We start from the raw sequence: 20,031 nt of genomic DNA, 5'->3' as shown, positions 1-20,031 counted from the left end.
AGTGAAGGGACGCGTCAGACGCTGTACCCGCCGTCCACCCCCAACGCCTGACCCGTGATGAACCCCGCGTGCTCCGAGGCGAGGAACGCCACCGCCTCCGCGATGTCCTTCGCGGCCCCGAAGCGGCGCAGCGGGATGTTGCGCCGGGTGCCCCGGCGCGGGCGAGCGCCCGGGCGACAGCGGCGCCGATACCGCCCGCCGCCCCGGTGACCACGCGTACCGGCCGGTCAGATCGAACAGACCCTTGGTGTCGCTCATGACCGACTCCCCATCATCAAGCCTTTGGCCGGCGACAACCGATGTCCCATCAGCGATGGTCAGTAACTCCTCGGCAGTCCCAGCACATGGGAGCCGAGACAGATGGCTGGGGTGCGGGTGTGACGGGTTTGCTGACTTCGTGCCGGGCTTCGTGATGTCATGCCCCTGCCGACCAAGTCGTCGAGCCGCCGAGTCGATGAAGGGCCCCCGTAGATGCCGACCCCCCGCACCGCTCTGCTCACCGCAACAGCCGCATTGGCGACGGTGGTTGCCGCCCCGGCACCGCCCGCCCTGGCCGCCCCTGTTCCGGCCGCCGGCGCCTACTACGTCCAGAGCGCCACCACCGGACTCAACGCCGCCGACGACGCCGGAGCCGTCGAACAGCACAGGCCCAAGGGCAACGAGGACCGCCAGCAGTGGACGCTGCGCGCGAGCGGCACCTCGTACCTCCTGGAGAGCACCGACACCGCGGGCTCCTGTCTCGGCCGCTCCGGCGACCAGGCGAGGACCGTCGCCTGTACGAGCGCCGACGCGGCCTGGGAGATCACCCCGTCCGGCACCGACCAGTACACCCTCAAGGCCCCGGGAACCACCCGCTACCTGACGGTCGCCGCCAAGCCGTCCGGCGCCAACTACCCCGACCAGCTGGCCATCGGCGGCTCGGGCGGCCTGGCCGCCTGGTACCTCACCCCGGTCGCCCCCACCGTCGCCCCGATGCCGTCCGCCGACCAGCGGACCCTGGACCAGGTCACGTTCCTCACCGCCCACAACGCCTACGCGAACGGCGTCGACGGCGGCTTCGCCCCGCCCTTCGTCAACCTCGTCCCGAACCAGTCACGCGGCATCAACCAGCAACTCACGGACGGAGTGCGGGGGTTCATGCTGGACATCCACCAGACCTCCGACGGCGCGATCCTCTGCCACAACAGCTGCACCCTCGTCGGCAGCCCGGTCGCCCTCTGGGTCGACCTCCAGCGGATGGTCGACTTCCTCAAGCAGAACCCCACCCAGGTCGTCACCGTCTTCCTGGAGGACTACGTCGACCCGGGCGTCCTGCGCAGTGAACTCGCCCGTGTCAGCGGCCTGTCGGACGTCCTCTACCGGCCCGACCAGACCGGAGTGCGGCAGAACGGCTGGCCGAAGATCGCCGATCTCATCGCCGCCAACGACCGGCTGCTGATCTTCACCGACCACAGCCGCTCCGCCGACCAGACCGCCGGACTCACCCGGGACACCTTCGGCGTGATGTACCAGCGCGAGTGGACCGTGGAGAACTACTGGTCCATGGGCGGCGGCCTCGGCACCTCCGACTGGTCCTGCTACAGCCGCTGGTACGGCGCCGACTCCAACACCCCGCTGACCCGCACCGAGGGCGCCTTCAAGCCCCTGTTCGTCATGAACCACTTCCGGGACGTGGCGATCGCCTCCACAGCGACGACCGACAACACCAAACTCGCCGACCGGGCCCAGCGCTTCTGCCAGCCGGCCGCCCGCAAGAAGCCCAACTTCCTCGCCGTGGACCGCTACGACCTCGGAAACCCCGCCTCGGCGGTGACCACGCTTAACACCTACGTGTATCCGTAAAGGGCGTCTAAAGGCCGCCTCCGACGCCGGTCGGGTACCCGCGCCGCGTGCGAGACTCCGCCGATGACCTCGGAGACGATCACCGCGGACGCCGCGGGCACCTGGAAACTCGGCGACCTCACCGTCAACCGGCTCGGCTTCGGAGCCATGCGGCTTACCGGCAGCGCGGCCTTCCACCTCGGCACACCCAGCGACCGCGAACGGTCGCTGGGTGTGCTGCGGAAGGCCGTCGAACTCGGCGTCAACCACATCGACACCGCCGCCTTCTACTTCTCCGCGCTGCGCTCTGCCAACGAACTCATCAACAGCGCGCTGGCGCCGTACGGGGACGACCTCGTCATCGTCACCAAGGTCGGCCCCTACCGCGACTACTCGGGGGAGTGGGCCACCCCGGCCCGCCCCGACCAACTCCGCGGCCACGTCGAGGAGAACCTGCGCCAACTCGGTCGCGACCACCTCGACGTGGTCAACCTGCGCAGGCTGGAGCAGGACTCCATCGCCGAGCATTTCGGTGCGCTCGCCGATCTGCGTGAGGCCGGCCTGATCCGCCACCTCGGCATCTCCGGTGTCGAGCCGAAACACCTCGCCGAGGCGCAGGAGATCGCCCCGGTGGTGTGCGTGCAGAACCGGTACGGGCTGGACCGCCTGGACCCCGAGGGTGACGAACTCCTCCGGCTGTGCGGGGAGTCGGGCATCGCCTTCGTGCCCTTCTTCGCCGTCGCGGGCAGCGGCGGAGCCCGGGGCGCCGCCGACACCCATGACGACGCGGTGCTCGCCGTCGCCCGCGCGCACGGCGCGAGCCCCGCCCAGATCCGGCTGGCGTGGAGCCTGCACCAAGGGGCGCATGTCCTCGCCATCCCGGGCACGGGCGACCCGGAGCACGTCGTGGACAACGTGGCGGCAGGTGGACTGCGGCTGACAGGCGACGAGCTGGCCCGACTCGGTGCGTCACGTCACCCGTAATCGCCCTCAAACACCCCTTCCCGACCGGTGGTTGCACGTGCGTAAGAGCTTTACGTGAAACCCCGGCCGGGCCTCCCGGTGGCGTGGATCTTGTCGGTACGGTCCTGCCTTGTGTGCACCGGGAGACCGTCATCGCCCGGTCTACGCGCGCAGATTCGTCACCCGCACTGCTTTCCCCCAGTTCTCCCCCCACCCATGGAGGAATGCCAGATGTACGTCATCACCGGGTCCCGCCACAGATTCACCTCGGCCCTGGCCGTGCTCGGCCTGATCGCCACCGGCGTCGCCGTCCAGGCCACTGTCAGCGCAACCACCGCGACCGCGGCCACCCCCCACCGCGTCCTCTTCGACAACGCCCACGCCGAGACGGCCGGCAACGCCGACTGGATCATCTCCAAGAGCCAGCCCAACCCGCTCTCCGAGGACTCTGCCCCCTCCGACGAGACCGACTGGACCGGCGCGCTCTCCTCTTGGGGTGTCGCCCTCCAGAAGGCCGGCGACTACAGCCTCAAGACGCTGGCCTCGGGCTCCAGCCTCGCCTACGGCGGCTCCACGGCGACCGACCTGTCGAACTTCGACACGCTGGTGCTCCCCGAGCCCAACACGCTGTTCACCACCGCCGAGAAGACCGCCATCATGAAGTTCGTCCAGAACGGCGGCGGCCTCTTCATGATCTCCGACCACACCGGGGCCGACCGCAACAACGACGGTGAGGACGCCGTCGAGATCCTCAACGACCTGATGACCAACAACAGCGTCGACTCCACCGACCCCTTCGGATTCTCCATCGACTCCCTGAGCATCAGCTCCGGCTACCCGGCCGCGATCACCGCCGCGGCGAACCCGGTCCTGCACGGCACCTTCGGCACGGTCACCAAGAGCCTCATCGCCAGTGGTACGACGGCCACGCTCAAGCCCGCCGACAACTCCGCCGTGAAGGGCCTGCTCTACCGCTCCGGGTACTCGGGCAACACCGGCGCCTTCTTCCTGACCAGCACCTTCGGCAGCGGCCGGATCGCGTTCTGGGGCGACAGCTCCCCGATCGACGACGGCACCGGTCAGTCCGGCAACACCCTGTACGACGGCTGGAACGACACCGGCGCCACCAACGCGCCCCTCGCCCTCAACGCCACGGCGTGGCTCGCGGGCGCGAGCAGCTGACGCAGGGGAGCGGAACGGAACTGACGTACAAGAACGAAAGGTGAGGGCGGGCCTGGGGAAACCACCCCGGGCCCGCCCTCACCTCGCGTCAACCGCCCATGCCCAGCACACCGGCGTTCAGCGGACCTGCTCCTTGAGAAATGGCACCGTGCTCTCCCATGCCCGGGTCGCCGACTCGGCGTCGTACACCGGGCGGGAGTCGTTGAAGAAGGCATGGCCGGCCGGGTAGAGGCGCAGGTCCGGGGTGATACCGGACTGTTCCTTGATGGCCTCGCGCAGCGGGTCCAGGCTCTCCACCGGGATGCTCCCGTCGAGTTCGCCGTAGTGGCCCAGCACTTCGGCCCTGAGGCCGGAGAAGTCGGGCAGCTCGCCCTCGATCATGCCGTAGAACGGCACGGCGGCGCTCACGCGCGGGTCGGCCGCCGCCTGGTGGAGCACGAAGCCGCCGCCCATGCAGAAACCGACCGAGCCGACCGTCGCCGACGTGACCTCCGGCCGCGCCAGCAGGTAGTCGACCGCCCCGGAGAGGAGTTCGACGCCCTTCGGTACCGGCAGGGCCAGCTTCATGCGCAGCGCCTCCTCGCTCTCGTGTGCGACGTTGCCGCCGTAGAGGTCGGGGGCGAGGGCGACGAAGCCCTCCTGCGCGAGCCGGTCGGTGACGTCCGCGATGTGGTCGGTCAGCCCCCACCACTCCTGGATGACGATGACGCCGGGCCCGCTGCCGGACGGCGGCAGTGCCAGATAGCCGTGCGCGGTGGTGTCAGCGCTGGGAAACGTCACGTTCTGGCGGGAGGGGGATCCGGTCGGCTTCGGCAGCTCGGACATGGCACTCAACTCCTGGAAGGACAACGCTCGGTGGGGGTGCGCCGCGGTCGGACTCCGGCGCGATCTTCACCTTGCCACGGATGAATCGGATATCCGATCCCGGCCCCGGTATACCGGGCAGCAGCGTCACCCCTGGCCGCAGGGTGCTGTCGCCGCGCAGCACCTCCGCCCAGGCGTCCGGTGCGAAGCGCGCCAGGCTGTATGCCGCAAGGCCCAGCCACCACACGGCGAACAACCAGCCGCCGACGACGTCCGAGAACCAGTGGACGCCCAGATAGACCCTGGTCAGCCCGACCAGCACACCCCAGCTGCCGACCACGGCGACGGTCAGGTACCGGCCGCGCGGCGCCCGGGTCAGGACGGCCAGGACGAGCAGTCCGGCGGTGACGGCCGACGTGGTGGTGTGGCCCGAGGGGAACGACCAGTGGCCGGCGTCCGTCGCCCAGAGCGCCGTGTCGGGCCGGGGCCGGGACAGCAGCGCCATCACCGAGAACCGCACCGCCTGGGCGGTGACCAGGCAGACGAGACAGGCGGCGGCTGCCTGGATCCGCTGCCGTGCCGTCCGGCCGAGCAGATAGCCGGCCAGGGCGACCAGGACGTACGGCACGAAGCCCGTGCCGGTGTGGGTCACCACACGGGCGAGAGTGACGGCCAGGTCCGGGCGGTGGGCGAGAGACCACTCCAGCAGATCCCGGTCCCCGAAGAGGGTGCCGCCGCCCCGCGCCACGACCGACACGGCGAGCAGCGCCAGCAGCACAAAAGCGACCAGGCTCCCCATCGCGGGGAGGCCGGCCCTTGCCACGGCACGCTCACGGTTCACATCTGCTCGACGATCACGCCCCGGCGATCGTTCCCGGGAGCTGCGGATGCGGAGGAGATCACACGTGCGGGTACGGAGGTGACACACCAGGGGTGTTACGTATAACCTCACCCGTCAACCGCACGTGATCCGCAGGCCGGCCGGACAGGCCGCCGCGCCACCACCCCACCCCGAGAGGCCGAGGAGAGCCGATGAGACGTATCGCCCTCGTCACCCTCGTCGTCGACGACTACGACGAGGCGATCCGCTTCTACACCGACGCGCTCGGCTTCCGGCTCGCCGAGGACACCCCGCGCCCCGACGGCTCCCGCTGGGTCGTCGTCGAGCCGGGTTCCAATGGAGCAGGCGCCGGAGCGAGCGCCACCGGTCTGGTGCTCGCCAGGGCCAAGGGCGAGGACCAGCGCTCCCGGATCGGCGACCAGACCGGCGGGCGCGTCGGCTTCTTCCTGCACACCGACGACTTCGCCCGCGACCACGCCCGGATGACCGCCGCCGGCGTGACCTTCCTGGAGGAGCCGCGCCATGAGCCGTACGGCTCGGTGGCCGTCTTCCAGGACCTGTACGGCAACCGCTGGGACCTCCTCCAGCCTGCCACCACCGACTGACCCATCCCACCGCGTACCACCACCTGCCGAGGAACACCGCACATGACCGCGTCCCCCGTCGACACCGCCACCATCCGCCGCCTCCCCAAGGCCGTGCTGCACGACCACCTCGACGGAGGCCTGCGCCCCGCCACCCTGGTCGAGCTCGCCGCCGAGATCGGCCACACCCTGCCCACCACCGACCCGGACGAGCTGGCCGCCTGGTACTACGAGGCCGCCAACTCCGGTGACCTGGTGCGCTACATAGCCACCTTCGAGCACACCCTCGCCGTGATGCAGACCCGCGAGGGACTGCTGCGCACCGCCGAGGAGTACGTCCTCGACCTCGCCGAGGACGGCGTCGTCTACGGCGAGGTGCGCTACGCCCCCGAACTCAACGTGAACGGCGGTCTGACCCTCGCCGAGGTCGTCGAGACCGTCCAGGAGGGCCTGGCGGCGGGCATGGCGAAGGCCGCCGCCGCGGGCACCCCGGTGCGGGTCGGGACGCTGCTGTGCGGGATGCGCATGTTCGACCGTGTCCGTGAGGCCGCCGATCTGGCTGTCGCCTTCCGGGACGCGGGTGTCGTCGGCTTCGACATCGCGGGCGCCGAGGACGGCTTCCCGCCCGCCGACCACCTCGCCGCCTTCGAGCACCTGCGCAGGGCGAGCGTGCCGTTCACCATCCACGCCGGTGAGGCGCACGGTCTGCCCAGCATCCACCAGGCGCTCCAGGTCTGCGGCGCCCAGCGCATCGGCCACGGCGTCCGCATCACCGACGACATCGTGGACGGCAAGGTCGGCCGTCTCGCGGGCTGGGTGCGCGACCGCCGGATCGCCCTGGAGATGTGCCCGACCTCCAACCTCCAGACGGGTGCGGCCAAGTCGATCGCCGAGCACCCCATCACCGCCCTGCGCGACCTGGGCTTCCGGGTCACCCTCAACACCGACAACCGGCTGGTCTCCGGCACGACGATGACCCGCGAGATGTCCCTGCTGGTCGAGGAGGCCGGCTGGACGGTCGAGGACCTGCGCACGGTCACCGTGAACGCGGTCAAGAGCGCGTTCATCCCGTTCGACGAGCGCAAGGCACTCATCGAGGACGTGGTCCTGCCGGGCTACGCCTCGGCGCTCTGAAGCAGTCCCCGAAGATAGGCGGCCTGGCCTACGTGCTGAAGATCGTCGGCCAGGACACTGACCAGCCGTACGCCGAGAGTGACCGGCGGGTCCCAGCGCTCGTCGACGACGCGCTCGAAGTCGCCCGCGGTCAGGCCCCGCAGGAACTTGAGGCTCTGCGCGTGCACCGCGTCGTAGTAGCCGAGCAGCAGGTCGCCCGACTCCACCCGCACCCGGGCGACCTGCCGCGCGCTGTGGCCGTAACCGATGTCGTTGGGCTCCAGTCCCAGCCCGAACCGTTTCTCCCAGCCCTCGCTCAGCCAGACCTGGTCGAAGCCGGCCGCCCCGGCGACATGGTCGTCCTGGACCCGGGTGAGATGCCAGACCAGCCAGGCGATGGAGTTGGCGTCGGGTGCGGGCCGGGTATTGAGGTCGTCCGGTGACAGACCGTCCAGGGCGTTGTGGACCTCTTCCTGGATCCGGCCGTACGCGTCGATGAGAACGTCCTTGGCATCCATGCCATCCACCATAGGCACCGCGTTGCTCATGGCATCAGGAACAGGACACGGGCATCAACCCTGCCGCTCTGGCCGCTCCAGCAGCTCCATCAGGGCCCGGGCCGCCGGACTCGTTGCCTGCGGCGGCGGCAGCATCGCGACCGTCTCGTACACCGTCTCGCCGGTGCCCTTCACGGGCAGCGCGGTGAGCGCGGCGCGCTTGTGCGCGAAGTGCCGGGGCACCACCGCGACGCCGAGCCCCTCCCCGACCAGGTCCAGGAGACTGTGCACGTCGTTGACCTCCAGCGCCACGGTCCGCCGTACGCACGCGGCGGCGAACACCCCGTCCGTGATCCGGCGCGGCCCCCAGTCCGGATGGAAGTCGACGAACGCCTCACCGCCCAGCTCCTCCGGCGTCACCGCGCCCGCGAGGGCGAGCGGATGGCTCGGATGGCACAGCACGGTCATGGGCTCACTGCTGAGGGGTACGGAGCGCAGCTGGTCGGAGTCCCCACGGGTGCGGATGGCGAAGGCCAGGTCGAGCCGCCCGGCGGCGACCTCGTCCGCGATCGCCTCGGAACCCGCCTGACGCAGCCGGATCTCCACATCGGGATGCAGCCGCCGGAACGCGGCGAGCAGCCCGGCGACATCGACCCCTCCGATGCACTGCTCCGCGCCCAGCGAGAGCGTCCCGCGCAGCACGCCCTGTACGGCGGCCACGGCGTCGTGCGCCGCCCGCACCCCTGCCAGGATGCGCTCGGCCTCGCCCAGCAGCGCCCGCCCCGCCTCGGTGAGCGTCACCCGGCGGGTGGTACGCACGAACAGCGGAGTCTGCAGCTCCCGCTCCAGCGCGCGGATCGAGGCCGACAGGCCCGACTGGGACACCATCAGCCGTTCGGCGGCCCGGGTGAAGTGCTGGTCCTCCGCGACCGCGACGAAGTGCTGGAGGTGGCGTAGTTCCATGATTGAGAAGCCTATCCGCTGAATTCCATCGGATTCTCCTGTTGGACCACTGCCCGCCTCCGGGGGAAGAGTAGGACCAGACTGATCACATCCGCCGTGCCAACCCTTCTGGAGTCGCGTTGTACACCGCACACACCGACCGTTACGCGGACATGCCCTACCGGCGCACCGGACGCAGCGGCCTGAAGCTCCCCGCGCTGTCGCTCGGCCTGTGGCACAACTTCGGCCCCGACCGTCCGGTCGACACCCAGCGGGCCATCCTGCGCCGCGCCTTCGACCTCGGTGTCACCCACTTCGACCTGGCCAACAACTACGGCCCGCCGCCCGGGGCCGCCGAGTCCGCGCTGGGTGAAGCCCTCAAGGCCGACTTCGCCCCGTACCGCGACGAACTGGTGATCTCCACCAAGGCGGGCTACCTCATGTGGCCGGGCCCGTACGGCGAATGGGGCTCGCGCAAGTACCTGCTCTCCTCCCTCGACCAGAGCCTGACCCGGATGGGCCTGGACCACGTCGACATCTTCTACTCGCACCGCCCGGACCCGGAGACTCCGCTGGAGGAGACGATGGGCGCCCTTCACACGGCGGTGCAGCAGGGCAAGGCCCTCTACGTCGGCATCTCCAACTACTCCGCCGAGCAGACCCGGGAGGCCGCCCGCATCCTGGCCGAGCTGGGCACCCCGCTCCTGATCCACCAGCCCCGCTACTCGATGCTCGACCGCCGTCCGGAGGACGAGGGTCTGCTGGACGCGCTGGACGAGCTCCAGGTCGGCTCGATCGTCTTCTCCCCGCTGGAGCAGGGCCTGCTCACCGGCCGCTACCTCGACGGCATCCCGGCGGACTCGCGAGCGGCGAGCGACAGCCCCTTCCTCAACTCCGACCGCATCACCGATGACCTCGTGCAGCAGCTGCGCGCCCTCGACGACATCGCCAAGTCCCGCGGCCAGAGCCTGGCCCAGCTGGCCCTGGCCTGGGTCCTGCGCGGCGGCCGGGTGACCTCCGCCCTGGTCGGTGCGAGCAGCCCGCGGCAGCTGGAGGACAGTGTCGCGGCCATCAACAACCTGGAGTTCTCCGACGAGGAACTGGCACGGATCGACGCGGTCATCAAGGCCTGATCTCTTTCCGATCTTTCCTCGTCCCGTTATGAACGGAGCCGCTCCGTCAGCCGTACTGTCACGGTGTCACCTTCATTCTTTCCGATGGCTTTCCGGATCTCGGCCTTCACGGGAAGTTTGTGGGTGCCGTCGCCCAGCGCCATGAACGAGCTGCGGAAAGGGTGCCCGTCCATCGTCCCGCCGACCTTGACCAGGCCGCGGGTACCGAAGAACGTGGCGGATTCCGGCCAGACCAGGTAGGTCCAGCCCCCGGGTTCCGGGCTTTTGCGCAGTACGGCTGTGAATTCGGCGTCGATCATGTCGACTTTTTCGCTGGTGGCCATGGGGCCCTCCATTTCCAGTGGTCTTCGCTAAAGAGACCACTGGGAAGCGGAAAACTCATCGCGAATCCCGCGATCATCGCGAATATCCGGGGATCTGCCGACGGGAAGAGAGGTCGTCCCGTCGGATTCCGGTCCATACCTGCCAGGAATATGCCAGGAGAATGCCTGGAAACTGGCTGGAAAGGCATGGTGACAGAGTGTCAATAGTGAAGATACTCAAGTGGTAGAACACTGCACCACTGAGTGACCATCGAGTGACCAGCACCAACGCGTACAGCGAGCGAGTCGCAGGGAAAGTGAGGCACGGCCGGCAGGTGATCGGGGGAAGATCGTGCACGACGAGTTCCTTTGCCATGTCACGGCGTACGGAGTCTGTGCGGGCCGGCGTATCGGCGTACCGCTGGGTACCTACCGCGCACCCACCCTGGCGCTGGCCCTGTGGTGGTTGCGGGACCGCGCGAACTGGATCGCCGAACGGCTCGATCCGCAGCCCGACGAACCGTACTTCCCCCCGAACTCGCTCATCCCGGTGCCCGCCACCGTGCCCGATGTGCCCGGCCTGCTGCGCACCTGGTCCATGGACCCGTATCAACAGGAGCTGGTCGCCAACGAGTTGGCGGCCGGAAGGCTTGTCCGGATCGCCACGTACGACGAGACCGCCGAGTACGAACTGCTCGCCGAGTCCGTGGACGCGCTGCGGATGCAGCGGACCAACCCGGCACTGGTCGTACCGGTCGCCTGACCGCCGAGACCTCCGGCGTCACGCGGCTGGCCGGGCGTACATGCGGACGAATCGCTAGAATTCTGGGCATGGTAGACCGCTCGGTCGTGCCGACCGCGCCCGAACTCGTCCTGGAGACGGAGACGGGTTCCACGGTGATGAGTCCGGGCCACGACTATCACGTCGGACGCGACCCGCTCAGCGAGATCGTCATCGACGACGCCCGGGTCTCGTGGCATCACGCGGTGCTGCGGCCCGAGGCCGACCACTGGACGGTCGAGGACGAGAACAGCACCAACGGCACATATGCCGATGGCTTGCGCATCCACGAACGGGACATCGGACCTGGCAGCGTCCTCTGCTTCGGCAGCCCCGCCGACGGGCCGCGAGCCGTTCTCGTCAGCCCGCCCCCGCCGGTCCGGGAACGCCCCTCGGCGGTCTCCATGCCTGCCCTGACCGGCACCTTCCGGCAGCCCACCACCGTTCGGCCACTGTCCGCCCGTACCGTCCGCATCGGCCGCGGCGCCGACAACGACCTGGTCGTCGACGACCTCGTCGTCTCCCGACGGCACGCCGAACTGCGCGCCCACCCGGACGGGACGTACGAGATCGTCGACCTCGGCAGCCACAACGGCACGTTCCTCAACGGCGCGCCCGTCGCCCGGGCGATCGTCACTCCCGGTGACATCGTCGGCGTCGGCCACTCCGCCTTCTGCCTGGTCGGCGACCAGCTTCAGGAGTACGTCGACACCGGCGAGGTGTCCCTCGACGTCCAGGACCTCACCGTCGCCGTCGACCACGGCCGCAAGACGCTCCTGGAGGGCGTGTCCTTCCCGGTGGGGGAGAAGTGCCTGCTCGCGGTCGTCGGACCCAGCGGCGCGGGCAAGTCCACCCTCCTCAACGCCCTGACCGGCCTGCGCCCCGCCGACCACGGCACGGTGCTGTACGACGGCCGCGACCTCTACCGCGACTACGCCGAACTGCGCCAGCGCATCGGCCTGGTCCCGCAGGACGACATCCTGCACGCCCAGCTGACCGTGCGCGGAGCCCTCACCTACGCCGCCGAACTGCGCTTCCCGCAGGACACCGCGAAAGCGGAACGACGGGCCCGCGTCGACGAGGTGGTGCGCGAACTCGGCCTGGAACAGCGCCTCCACCAGCCCGTCCACAGCCTCTCCGGCGGACAGCGCAAGCGGGTCAGCGTGGCCCTGGAACTGCTCACCAAGCCGTCGCTGCTCTTCCTCGACGAACCGACCTCGGGCCTCGATCCGGGGATGGACCGCTCCGTGATGCACATGCTGCGCGGCCTCGCCGACGACGGCCGGACCGTCATCGTCGTCACCCACAGCGTGCTCAGCCTCGACGTCTGCGACCGGCTGCTCGTACTCGCGCCGGGCGGCAAGGTCGCCTACTACGGGCCGCCCGAGGACACCCTCGCCTTCTTCGGGTACGAGCAGTGGCCCGAGGCGTTCGAGGCCTTCGAACGCGACCAGGAACGGGACTGGGCCGGGGAGTACCGCGCCTCACCGTTCCACGGGCAGTACATCGTCAACTCGTCCGCCCAGCCCCGGCTGCCGAGGTCGGGCCCGGTCGATGCTGCCCCGCCCCCGCCCAAGCCGCAGAACTGGGGCGCCCAGCTGAGCACCCTGGTCCGTCGCTACACGGCCGCGTTGAGCGCCGACCGCACCTTCCTCGCCATCATGATCGCGCTGCCGTTCGTGATGGGCGCGATGGCCCGGGCGCTGGCCGGCAGCAGGCTCACCCAGGAGACGGCGATGAACGCGCTGCTCATCCTGTGCGTCGGCGGCGTCCTGACCGGTGCGGCCAACGCCGTGCGCGAACTGGTGAAGGAACGCGTGATCTACCAGCGTGAACGGGCCGTCGGGCTGTCCAGATCGGCATATCTGATGTCGAAGGTCGTGGTCCTCGGCGCGATCACCGTCGCCCAGGCCGTCGTGCTGACCCTCGTCGCCCTGCTCGGCGTCGACCTCAACACACCTGGCGGAAAAGGCGTGTTGATGCCACCCCTCGTGGAGATCACGGTCGCCGTCGCGCTGCTCTCCTTCACGGCGATGATGCTCGGCCTGCTGGTCTCGGCGCTCGTCCGAAAGGAGGAGGTGACGATGCCGCTGCTCGTGCTGCTGGCCATCGTCCAAGTGGTGTTCTGCGGGGCCCTGCTGAAACTCGACGGTGTCCCCGGCATCGAGCAGCTCTCCTGGCTGATCCCTTCGCGGTGGGCGCTCGGCGCGATGGCGGGCACGATCGGACTGTCGCGGATCGTCCCCGGCGAACTGACCGCCGACCCGCTGTTCGAACACTCGGCCGGGGTCTGGCTGCTCAACGCGGGCATGCTGGTCGTGCTGTCGGTGGTCTTCGGGTACGTGGTCCTCCGGCTGCTGCGGCGGCACGAACCCGCTGTCATGCGGAAGTAGCGGGGGTGGGTGAGATGACGTCCCCCGAATACCGGAGCTCCGGATACCAGATCTCCGGATTCCGTCCCACGCACGTCGTCCCGCAGGACGGCCTGGCCGCCTGGGAGGCGCCCGACCCGTCCCGGCCCACCGTGCCCCTCGACGCGCTGCTGCCGGTCGAACTGGTCGAACGGCGCGGCGACTGGGGGCATGTCCGGTGCGCGAACGGCTGGTCCGCCTGGGTCGACGGACGGCTCCTGGTCGCCGTACCGCAGGACCCGCCCGCCGCCGGCGCCCCGCTCGCCCGCACCGCCGACCCACGCCCCCTGCTGGCCCGCGCCGAACAGGCGCTGGCCCGCTACCGCGGCGCCGTGGAGGAGCTGACCGGGGGCGCGCTCGACCGGGAGTCGTTCCGGGGCCGTACGCACGGACAGCGGATCGGGATCGTCGTCGACGGCGAGTCCGTGTGGCTCTACGACGCCGAGCACGAGCGCTGGGTGTACACCGACGGAACCCGGCTGAGCACGTACGCCGCAGACCGGGAACCCGCCGCCCCCGCGCGGGAGCCGACCCAGGTGGTGCCGGACCTGGGTCACGCGCCCACCCAGGTCGTCAGAGACGTCGGCGGTGGCATGGGTAGCGGTGGCGGCTGATGGGGCGTGACCCGGACCACGACACGCGGTCGCACGCGGGACGGCCCTCCGACCTGCTCGGGAGGCAGATCGCCGGCTACCGCGTCGAGGAGGAGATCGGCCGAGGCGGCATGGCAGTCGTCTACCGGGCCAGGGACCTGCGGCTCGACCGGACCGTCGCCCTGAAGCTTCTCGCCCCGGAACTCGCCCGCAACGACACCTTCCGTAGGCGCTTCACCCATGAGTCACGGGTGGCCGCCGCGATCGACCATCCGCACATCGTCCCGGTCTTCGAGGCCGACGAGACGGACGGCATCCTCTACATCGCCATGAGGTACGTCGAAGGCAGTGACCTGCGTCATCTCCTCGACCGAAAGGGCCCGTTGCCGCTCCCCGCCGCCCTCCGCATCGCCGCCCAGGTCGCCTCGGCGCTCGACGCCGCCCACGAGCACGGCCTGGTCCACCGGGACGTCAAACCCGGCAACATCCTGGTCGCCCGGGGTACCGACACCGACCATCCCGAGCACGTCTACCTCACCGACTTCGGTCTGACGAAGAAGTCGCTGTCGCTCACCGGCTTCACGACCGTCGGCCAGTTCGTCGGCACCCTCGACTACGTGTCGCCCGAGCAGATCTCGGGGCGCCCGGTCGACGGCCGCTGCGACGTCTACGGCTTCGCGTGCGTCGTCCACGAGATCCTGGCGGGCCACCCGCCCTTCCAACGCGACGACGACATGGCCCTGTTGTGGGCCCACCAGTACGACCAGCCGCCGCCGCTGACCGAGCAGTGCCCCGAACTCCCGGCCGCCGTCGACCCTGTGTTCGCGAAGGCGCTCGCCAAGAGCCCCGACGACCGCTACGACTCCTGCCTCGACTTCGTCGCCGCCCTCCGCACGGCCTCGACAGGACCCGTGCACGCGGATCACGCGCCCACACAGGTGGTCCGACTGCCCGAGACCGCCGAGGAGCGACCACCTGGGCCGCCGGCCTGGGCACGCCCGGTGTTCACCCGGCAGGGCCACCGGCGGTCGGGGTAACCGGACTTCGGGCGGATGCGGCAGGCCTCAACCCTGTCCCAGCCCGCCCAGCGGCACGCGCCGCGCGGACACCTTCCGGTAGGAGATCCGCCAGCCCCCGTCGACCCGCACCACGGTGTCGTCGTACGTCACCGAGCCGCAGGTGCCGTCCGCCATGACGCCCAGCCCTTTGGAACGGGCGCGGACCCGGCCGCCGTGCTCCTCCGTGACGACCACGTTCGTGACGTGGTGGGAAACAGGATTCGCCGGGCCGCGGGCCAGCGCCGCGTCCGTGAGTGCGGCGAGGCCGGTGACAACGTCCTGACCGAAGGCGGAGAGGTCGTACACCACGTCCGGGGTGAACACCTCCGCCGTGCGGTCGAGGTGTCCTTCGTCGACGAGGTGACCGTGCAGCGCGATCAACTCCGTGACGGCCAGCCGGTCTTCGACAGTCAACGCCATGGAGCCACACTCCCACGGCCGCCGGAACCCCTGCTAACGGTTTTCGACCTCGCCCCGCCGGTGCACGCGCCGGGCCAGCAGCGCGCCCAGAAACCCGGTGACCAGCCCCCACAGCAGCGCGAGGCCGAGCACGCCCCACAGCTGCGGGCGTAGGAGCAGGCTGCCGGAGAGGTTGCCGCCGAGGTCGCCGATGCCGAGCACGGAGAGGCCGTAGTGGGCGGAGATCCGGCCGAGCAGGCAGATCATCAGGACTGTCAGCGCGAGCGCGACCGCCATGTGCACGGCGTGCTGCCAGGCCCGCATCCGGGCCGGTGAACGCGCCGCCATCAGGAACGCGGCGGCCAGCAGCAGCACCGCGTCGACGGCCACCAGCCACCACACCCTCCCGTCGAAGCCGGAGAGGGTGTCCAGGTTGAGCGTGGCGGTGTCCGGGGTGCGCAGCACCTCGTCGAGGACGTGCGGCATCGGCAGCCCGAAGGGGCCGTCTACGCGCCCTTCCCAGGTTGCGCCCAAGCCGGTGGTGAGGGCGAGCCAGACCAGGTTCGGCATGCCCAGCAGGACCAGCGCGAGTGACTGCGCGGGCTGTCCGCGCGTCACCGCCACCACGAGCCCGATCACGGTCCCCAGGGCCACGAAGGCGAGCAGCAGCACGACCATGGCGTACGCGGCCGGACGTACCGACTCCTGGAAGCGCAGCAGACGCGCCGGCAGCGGGGCCCCGCGCGAGACCAGCAGGGCCAGCGTCAGTACGCCCGCCAGCCACAGCAGGCCGGCGAGGAGCGTCTGCGGTACGTCGGTCGTGAAGCCGATCCTTGGTGAGGCGCCGAATACGTCACCGATGTCGGCGAGCGTTCCGTCGCCCAGCGAGACCGCGAAGGTCTGGCGGGCCGCGAACGTCAGACCGCCCAGGCCCAGCACCCACAGGACGGCGATGCGCGCGGCCCAGCCGGCCAGCTCGGGAGCCCCGGCGACGGCCCGGTGCCGCAGCGGGCGCAGGAAACCCGCACCGGTCACCAGCGCCCCGACCAGCGTCACCGACAGCGGCATCACGGTCAGGCCGCCCGCTGTCTCGGCGAGGTCTCCGGCGTCGCCCGTGAGTTCGACGGTGCCGCCGACAGCAGTCACGACGGTGGCCGCGACGACCCGGGGGAACGCGCCGTCCGGCAGATCACCCGCACCCGCCGCCCACAGCCCCAGCCCGGCGGTCAGCACCATGGCACCCAGTCCGGTCAGTACCGCGGCCAGGGCCTGTACCCAGCCGTGCCGGGAGACGGTCCGCTCCTCGGCGAGCATCGGCACTGGAGCGGGGGTTCGCGTGCTCACCCTGCCACGCTAAGCAGCTCTCGGGCGGTGCGCCTGTCGGGAGGAACGAAGGCGTCCGCTTGCGGGCGACCCGGGACCAGGGCGCACAATGGGAACGTTGTGGAAGAAAGCGGCACAAATCAGTGCGAGTGCCGCAGGAGCCCACGTCGGAAGAAGAGCCCGTGAGCGTCGAACAGCCGTCCTCCGGCCGCCCCACAGGACCGCCCTCCGGCCCCTTGTCGGGCCCCTCCCAGCCACCCGCGGGACCACCGTCCCAGCCGCCCGCCGACGGCGGAGGCGGGGACGGCGGGGGAGGCGGCGGTGGTGGAGGCGTCGGGGCCGGGCCCGGAACCGGGCCGGAACCTGGGCGCGACCGGCCCTGGTGGAGGTCGGTGCCCCGCATCGCGGTGCTGGTCACCTCGGTCGTGGCCGCCGTGGCCCTGATCGTCGTCCTCACCCGATCCGAGAGCACCACGGACCAGGCGAGCGGCGAGGTCTTCCTCCAGGCCGCGGACAAGTCGGGCCCCGACCCCTTCACCGAGTCCACGGCCAAGGACAGCTCCGCCCCGCCGGTCACGACTCCCACCGCCACGCTCTCGGCGACAGCCACCTCGAACGCCGTACGGGGCGTGGACGGCGGCTCGCCCGGTCTGTACGGCGGCACCCGCAAGGTCGCCAGCTGTGACGTGGAGAAGCAGATCCGGGTCCTTGGGACGGCCCCCGCGAAGAACGGGGCGTTCGCCTCGGTCCTCGGCCTCCAGCCCGCCGGGGTCCCCGCCTACCTGCGCTCACTCACTCCCGTACAACTGCGCATGGACACCCGCGTCACCAACCACGGCTACCGCGACGCCGCCGCCACCAGCTACCAGGCCGTCCTCCAGACCGGCACGGCCGTCCTCGTCGACGACCGCGGCCGGCCGCGCGTGCGCTGCGCCTGCGGCAACCCGCTCACCGACCCGGTACGACAGCAGAGCGCCCCGCGCCCGAAGGGCGACGCGTGGCCCACGTACCGCTCTTCGAACGTGGTCGTCGTGGCGCCCGCCACCACCGTCATCAACATCTTCGTCGTCTACGACCCCGAGCGCGGCGACTGGTTCCACCGTCACCAGGGTGACACGGGCAGGCACGACCAGAAGACCGATCCGCCGGTCGACCGGCCGTCCCCGTCGGTGAGTTCGTCGGCGCCCTCGGCAGCGTCCTCGGAGCCGACATCCGCGTCGCCCGGCCTGCTGCCGCCGCCTCAGTCACCGCTGCCCTGCGTGTTCTCACCCGGCACCTCGACCGGGCCACCGGCCTCGCCCGTGTCACCGGCCACGCCTGGCACCTCCAGTCCGTCGGCCACGCCCTGCCCGCCGACATCGAGCGCGCCCCCCTCCTCGCCCCCGGCCGTCCAGCCACCGTCCTCGGCACCCGCGTCACCTCAGTCGCCGCCCGACGACAGCCTCTCCGAGGCGACGCCCCAGCCGGCGTTCAGCTCGCCGTCCTCCTGAGGTCCGGGGGAGGCGCGGGGGGCAGGGGACTGCGGAGCGCGGCTCGGGGTACGAGCAGTGGTGCGACCGGGTCCGGCCGGACCCCGGCGCACCCGGAGAGCACCACATGATCGAACATCTGGGCGGAGCAGTGATGCCGACTGGTTTCGGTGTCCCCGCCGAACCGTTGCGCCGCGCGACGCACTTCACCGGCGAGCCGGGCTGCATCGCGGAGGCACGAGCCTTCGCCGAGAACTTCATCGAGCAACTGCGAAAGGACCTGTGCGCTCCGACGGACCAGCGTGTCGACGGTGAACTGGTTCTGGTGGTGAGCGAGTTGGTGACCAACGCGGACCGGCACAGTCACGGCCCGTACGTCCTCGATCTGGAGGGCTCGGACACCTCGGTGACGGTGTCCGTGTACGACAGCAGTGCCGCGCTGCCCCTGCGCTACCCCCGGGACCCGGAACGGATCGGGCGGCACGGACTGGAGATCGTTCACGCACTCGCGTCGGAGGTGACCGCCCGCCGGGTGCCGGTCGGCAAGTACGTCCGGGCCGTGCTGCCGCTCAACCGGACCGGCCGGTGACCGGAGAGGCCAGTGACCGGACCGACCGGTGGGCCGAGACCAGACCTACTGGTCTCGGCCCACCGGTCGGTCCGGTCAACCGGCGGGTCAGGCGTAGTCCAGCTCGCCGAGCATGCCCTCGCGCAGCTGCGTGATGATGCGCTTGATCAGGCGCGAGACATGCATCTGCGAGCAGCCGAGCAGCTCACCGATCTCCGCCTGGGTCGATTCCTCGACGAAGCGCAGATGGATGATCTCCCGGTCCCGGTCGCTGAGTTCGGCGAGCAGCGGCGCGAGCGACTGGAAGTCCTCGACCAGCCGCATCCCGTGCTCCTCGACCCCGATGAAGTCGGCCAGCACAGCCTCGCCGTCGTCGGCCCCGTCACCGGTCAACGCGGCGTCGAGGGAGGCGGAGTTGTAACCGTTGGAGGCGATCTGGCCCTCGACCACCTGTTGCTCGGACAGGTTCATCAGCGTGGCGAGTTCGGCGACCGTCGGATCGCGGTCCAGCCTGCTCGACAGTTCCTCGCGGGCCTTGGCCAGCTCGACGCGCAGCTCCTGGAGGCGGCGCGGGACGTGCACGGCCCATGTCGTGTCGCGGAAGAACCGCTTGATCTCCCCGACGATGTACGGTACCGCGAACGACGTGAACTCCACCTCGCGGGACAGCTCGAACCGGTCGATGGCCTTGATCAGGCCGATCATCCCGACCTGGACGATGTCCTCCATGTCGTCGCCGCGACCCCGGAAACGCCCCGCGGCGAATCGCACGAGCGACATGTTCATCTCAATGAGGGTGTTGCGCGCGTACTGGTGCTCGTGCGTGCCCTCTTCGAGTTCGTTCATACGCCTGAAGAACTGGCGGGACAGCTCCCGCGCGTCACGAGGGGCCACCTTTCGCGGTTCCAGGATTCCGGGCAGGGCGTCACCCGTCCTGGCTCCGGCGGTGTCCACTGCGACCTCTGCCTTCGACCGGATCATGGCGGTGTCCATTACCTGTTACCTCTCCCACGAAAAAATTGAGCTGCGAGCTACGAGCTACGGACGATGGAACGGTTCCTGACTGCGTGTACCCGGTCCGGCTCGGGCCATGCAACAAATATTGCTCTCTGCAAGAGATCGGTGGACGCGAGGTGCGGAAAGCCCGCCGACCGCAGGGGCTGACCTGGCGGTAAGGATCGAGGGGCCGGTCGCGGTGCTGACGTAGATACCATGGGACAACTGCTGTCTACTCTGCTCCGATGATC

At 70.2% G+C, this 20,031-nt stretch carries 19 protein-coding genes and 2 pseudogenes; 12 read left to right on the top strand and 9 right to left on the bottom strand.

Annotated features, from left to right (window positions below; translation table 11 throughout):
• Positions 1–14: 14 nt before the first annotated feature.
• Positions 15–149: pseudogene (locus G3I56_RS12775) on the bottom strand (SDR family oxidoreductase); the annotation flags it as partial.
• 322 nt (positions 150–471) lie between these two features.
• Between G3I56_RS12775 and G3I56_RS12770 the strand changes: the two are divergent.
• From G3I56_RS12770 to G3I56_RS12760, 3 genes and pseudogenes are all read left to right on the top strand, one after another.
• Complete coding sequence (locus G3I56_RS12770; RefSeq protein ID WP_164409041.1) at positions 472–1,842, top strand: RICIN domain-containing protein; 1,371 nt, start codon at positions 472–474, stop codon at positions 1,840–1,842.
• 63 nt (positions 1,843–1,905) lie between these two features.
• Complete coding sequence (locus G3I56_RS12765) at positions 1,906–2,805, top strand: aldo/keto reductase (protein WP_164409040.1); 900 nt, start codon at positions 1,906–1,908, stop codon at positions 2,803–2,805.
• A gap of 210 nt (positions 2,806–3,015) precedes the next feature.
• Positions 3,016–3,960 (top strand): annotated as a pseudogene (locus tag G3I56_RS12760) (hydrolase); the annotation flags it as partial.
• Between the two features lie 123 nt (positions 3,961–4,083).
• Here the strand turns inward: G3I56_RS12760 and G3I56_RS12755 are convergent.
• On the bottom strand, positions 4,084–4,791 hold the full coding sequence (locus G3I56_RS12755; RefSeq protein ID WP_164409038.1) for a dienelactone hydrolase family protein: 708 nt from the start codon (positions 4,789–4,791) through the stop codon (positions 4,084–4,086).
• Positions 4,727–5,611 (bottom strand): phosphatase PAP2 family protein, encoded by an 885-nt coding sequence (locus tag G3I56_RS12750; protein WP_343239931.1) that lies wholly within the window; start codon positions 5,609–5,611, stop codon positions 4,727–4,729. The genes G3I56_RS12755 and G3I56_RS12750 overlap by 65 nt, the downstream gene beginning before the upstream one ends.
• Before the next feature lie 191 nt (positions 5,612–5,802).
• Between G3I56_RS12750 and G3I56_RS12745 the strand changes: the two genes are divergently transcribed.
• Positions 5,803–6,216, top strand: a complete 414-nt coding sequence (locus tag G3I56_RS12745; protein WP_164409037.1) for a VOC family protein — start codon at positions 5,803–5,805, stop codon at positions 6,214–6,216.
• A gap of 42 nt (positions 6,217–6,258) precedes the next feature.
• A complete protein-coding gene (locus tag G3I56_RS12740) occupies positions 6,259–7,329 on the top strand; it encodes an adenosine deaminase (RefSeq protein ID WP_164409036.1) in 1,071 nt (356 codons plus the stop codon).
• Here G3I56_RS12740 and G3I56_RS12735 read toward each other — a convergent pair.
• Together G3I56_RS12735 and G3I56_RS12730 are read right to left on the bottom strand one after the other, a co-directional pair.
• Complete coding sequence (locus G3I56_RS12735; RefSeq protein ID WP_164409035.1) at positions 7,311–7,826, bottom strand: DinB family protein; 516 nt, start codon at positions 7,824–7,826, stop codon at positions 7,311–7,313. The two genes, G3I56_RS12740 and G3I56_RS12735, sit on opposite strands and share 19 nt — an antisense overlap.
• 54 nt (positions 7,827–7,880) lie before the next feature.
• The gene (locus G3I56_RS12730; protein ID WP_164409034.1) at positions 7,881–8,768 is read right to left on the bottom strand and encodes a LysR family transcriptional regulator; all 888 of its coding nucleotides are present in this window, start codon (positions 8,766–8,768) and stop codon (positions 7,881–7,883) included.
• 119 nt (positions 8,769–8,887) lie between these two features.
• On the opposite strand from G3I56_RS12730, the gene mgrA reads away from it, so the two are divergent.
• A complete protein-coding gene (mgrA, locus tag G3I56_RS12725; RefSeq protein WP_164409033.1) occupies positions 8,888–9,880 on the top strand; it encodes an L-glyceraldehyde 3-phosphate reductase in 993 nt (330 codons plus the stop codon).
• A gap of 26 nt (positions 9,881–9,906) precedes the next feature.
• Here the strand turns inward: mgrA and G3I56_RS12720 are convergent, their stop codons facing one another.
• Entirely contained in the window at positions 9,907–10,203 is a 297-nt protein-coding gene (locus G3I56_RS12720; RefSeq protein WP_164409032.1) for a DUF1905 domain-containing protein, read from the bottom strand.
• Positions 10,204–10,534: 331 nt separating this feature from the next.
• Here G3I56_RS12720 and G3I56_RS12715 point away from each other — a divergent pair, with 331 nt between their 5' ends.
• The 4 genes from G3I56_RS12715 (at position 10,535) to G3I56_RS12700 (ending at position 15,004) form a co-directional block, all read left to right on the top strand.
• On the top strand, positions 10,535–10,945 hold the full coding sequence (locus G3I56_RS12715) for a hypothetical protein (RefSeq protein ID WP_164409031.1): 411 nt from the start codon (positions 10,535–10,537) through the stop codon (positions 10,943–10,945).
• Between the two features lie 68 nt (positions 10,946–11,013).
• Positions 11,014–13,356 carry an FHA domain-containing protein gene (locus G3I56_RS12710; RefSeq protein ID WP_164409030.1) on the top strand — a complete coding sequence of 781 codons (2,343 nt, stop codon included), beginning with the start codon at positions 11,014–11,016 and terminating at the stop codon, positions 13,354–13,356.
• 14 nt (positions 13,357–13,370) lie between these two features.
• On the top strand, positions 13,371–13,988 hold the full coding sequence (locus tag G3I56_RS12705; RefSeq protein ID WP_164409029.1) for a hypothetical protein: 618 nt from the start codon (positions 13,371–13,373) through the stop codon (positions 13,986–13,988).
• The gene (locus G3I56_RS12700; RefSeq protein WP_164409028.1) at positions 13,988–15,004 is read left to right on the top strand and encodes a serine/threonine-protein kinase; all 1,017 of its coding nucleotides are present in this window, start codon (positions 13,988–13,990) and stop codon (positions 15,002–15,004) included. The genes G3I56_RS12705 and G3I56_RS12700 overlap by 1 nt, the downstream gene beginning before the upstream one ends.
• A gap of 27 nt (positions 15,005–15,031) precedes the next feature.
• On the opposite strand, the gene G3I56_RS12695 is transcribed toward G3I56_RS12700, so the two are convergent.
• On the bottom strand, positions 15,032–15,445 hold the full coding sequence (locus G3I56_RS12695; protein WP_164409027.1) for a nuclear transport factor 2 family protein: 414 nt from the start codon (positions 15,443–15,445) through the stop codon (positions 15,032–15,034).
• Positions 15,446–15,478: 33 nt separating this feature from the next.
• Entirely contained in the window at positions 15,479–16,738 is a 1,260-nt protein-coding gene (locus G3I56_RS12690) for a streptophobe family protein (RefSeq protein WP_164409166.1), read from the bottom strand.
• A gap of 191 nt (positions 16,739–16,929) precedes the next feature.
• Here G3I56_RS12690 and G3I56_RS12685 point away from each other — a divergent pair, with 191 nt between their 5' ends.
• Together G3I56_RS12685 and G3I56_RS12680 are read left to right on the top strand one after the other, a co-directional pair.
• Positions 16,930–18,237 carry a DUF6777 domain-containing protein gene (locus G3I56_RS12685; RefSeq protein WP_343239930.1) on the top strand — a complete coding sequence of 436 codons (1,308 nt, stop codon included), beginning with the start codon at positions 16,930–16,932 and terminating at the stop codon, positions 18,235–18,237.
• A 106-nt stretch (positions 18,238–18,343) separates the two neighbouring features.
• Entirely contained in the window at positions 18,344–18,805 is a 462-nt protein-coding gene (locus G3I56_RS12680; protein ID WP_164409026.1) for an ATP-binding protein, read from the top strand.
• An 87-nt stretch (positions 18,806–18,892) separates the two neighbouring features.
• Here the strand turns inward: G3I56_RS12680 and G3I56_RS12675 are convergent, their stop codons facing one another.
• Positions 18,893–19,777 carry an RNA polymerase sigma factor SigF gene (locus G3I56_RS12675; protein WP_164409025.1) on the bottom strand — a complete coding sequence of 295 codons (885 nt, stop codon included), beginning with the start codon at positions 19,775–19,777 and terminating at the stop codon, positions 18,893–18,895.
• Between the last annotated feature and the right edge of the window lie 254 nt (positions 19,778–20,031).

This window comes from Streptomyces sp. SID12488, from assembly GCF_010548275.1.
GTDB lineage: Bacteria > Actinomycetota > Actinomycetes > Streptomycetales > Streptomycetaceae > Streptomyces.
The sequence above is the reverse complement of the archived record's forward strand: the minus strand, read 5'-3'. Positions and strand labels throughout refer to the sequence as shown.

Bases quoted from the DNA above. Each gene is read 5' to 3' on its own strand.
- G3I56_RS12770 (WP_164409041.1), top strand. From the start codon at position 472: ATGCCGACCCCCCGCACCGCTCTGCTCACCGCAACAGCCGCATTGGCG.
- G3I56_RS12765 (WP_164409040.1), top strand. From the start codon at position 1,906: ATGACCTCGGAGACGATCACCGCGGACGCCGCGGGCACCTGGAAACTC.
- G3I56_RS12755 (WP_164409038.1), bottom strand. From the start codon at position 4,791: ATGTCCGAGCTGCCGAAGCCGACCGGATCCCCCTCCCGCCAGAACGTG.
- G3I56_RS12745 (WP_164409037.1), top strand. From the start codon at position 5,803: ATGAGACGTATCGCCCTCGTCACCCTCGTCGTCGACGACTACGACGAG.
- G3I56_RS12740 (WP_164409036.1), top strand. From the start codon at position 6,259: ATGACCGCGTCCCCCGTCGACACCGCCACCATCCGCCGCCTCCCCAAG.
- G3I56_RS12735 (WP_164409035.1), bottom strand. From the start codon at position 7,826: ATGGATGCCAAGGACGTTCTCATCGACGCGTACGGCCGGATCCAGGAA.
- G3I56_RS12730 (WP_164409034.1), bottom strand. From the start codon at position 8,768: ATGGAACTACGCCACCTCCAGCACTTCGTCGCGGTCGCGGAGGACCAG.
- G3I56_RS12720 (WP_164409032.1), bottom strand. From the start codon at position 10,203: ATGGCCACCAGCGAAAAAGTCGACATGATCGACGCCGAATTCACAGCC.
- G3I56_RS12710 (WP_164409030.1), top strand. From the start codon at position 11,014: ATGGTAGACCGCTCGGTCGTGCCGACCGCGCCCGAACTCGTCCTGGAG.
- G3I56_RS12705 (WP_164409029.1), top strand. From the start codon at position 13,371: ATGACGTCCCCCGAATACCGGAGCTCCGGATACCAGATCTCCGGATTC.
- G3I56_RS12700 (WP_164409028.1), top strand. From the start codon at position 13,988: ATGGGGCGTGACCCGGACCACGACACGCGGTCGCACGCGGGACGGCCC.
- G3I56_RS12695 (WP_164409027.1), bottom strand. From the start codon at position 15,445: ATGGCGTTGACTGTCGAAGACCGGCTGGCCGTCACGGAGTTGATCGCG.
- G3I56_RS12690 (WP_164409166.1), bottom strand. From the start codon at position 16,738: ATGCTCGCCGAGGAGCGGACCGTCTCCCGGCACGGCTGGGTACAGGCC.
- G3I56_RS12680 (WP_164409026.1), top strand. From the start codon at position 18,344: ATGATCGAACATCTGGGCGGAGCAGTGATGCCGACTGGTTTCGGTGTC.
- G3I56_RS12675 (WP_164409025.1), bottom strand. From the start codon at position 19,777: ATGGACACCGCCATGATCCGGTCGAAGGCAGAGGTCGCAGTGGACACC.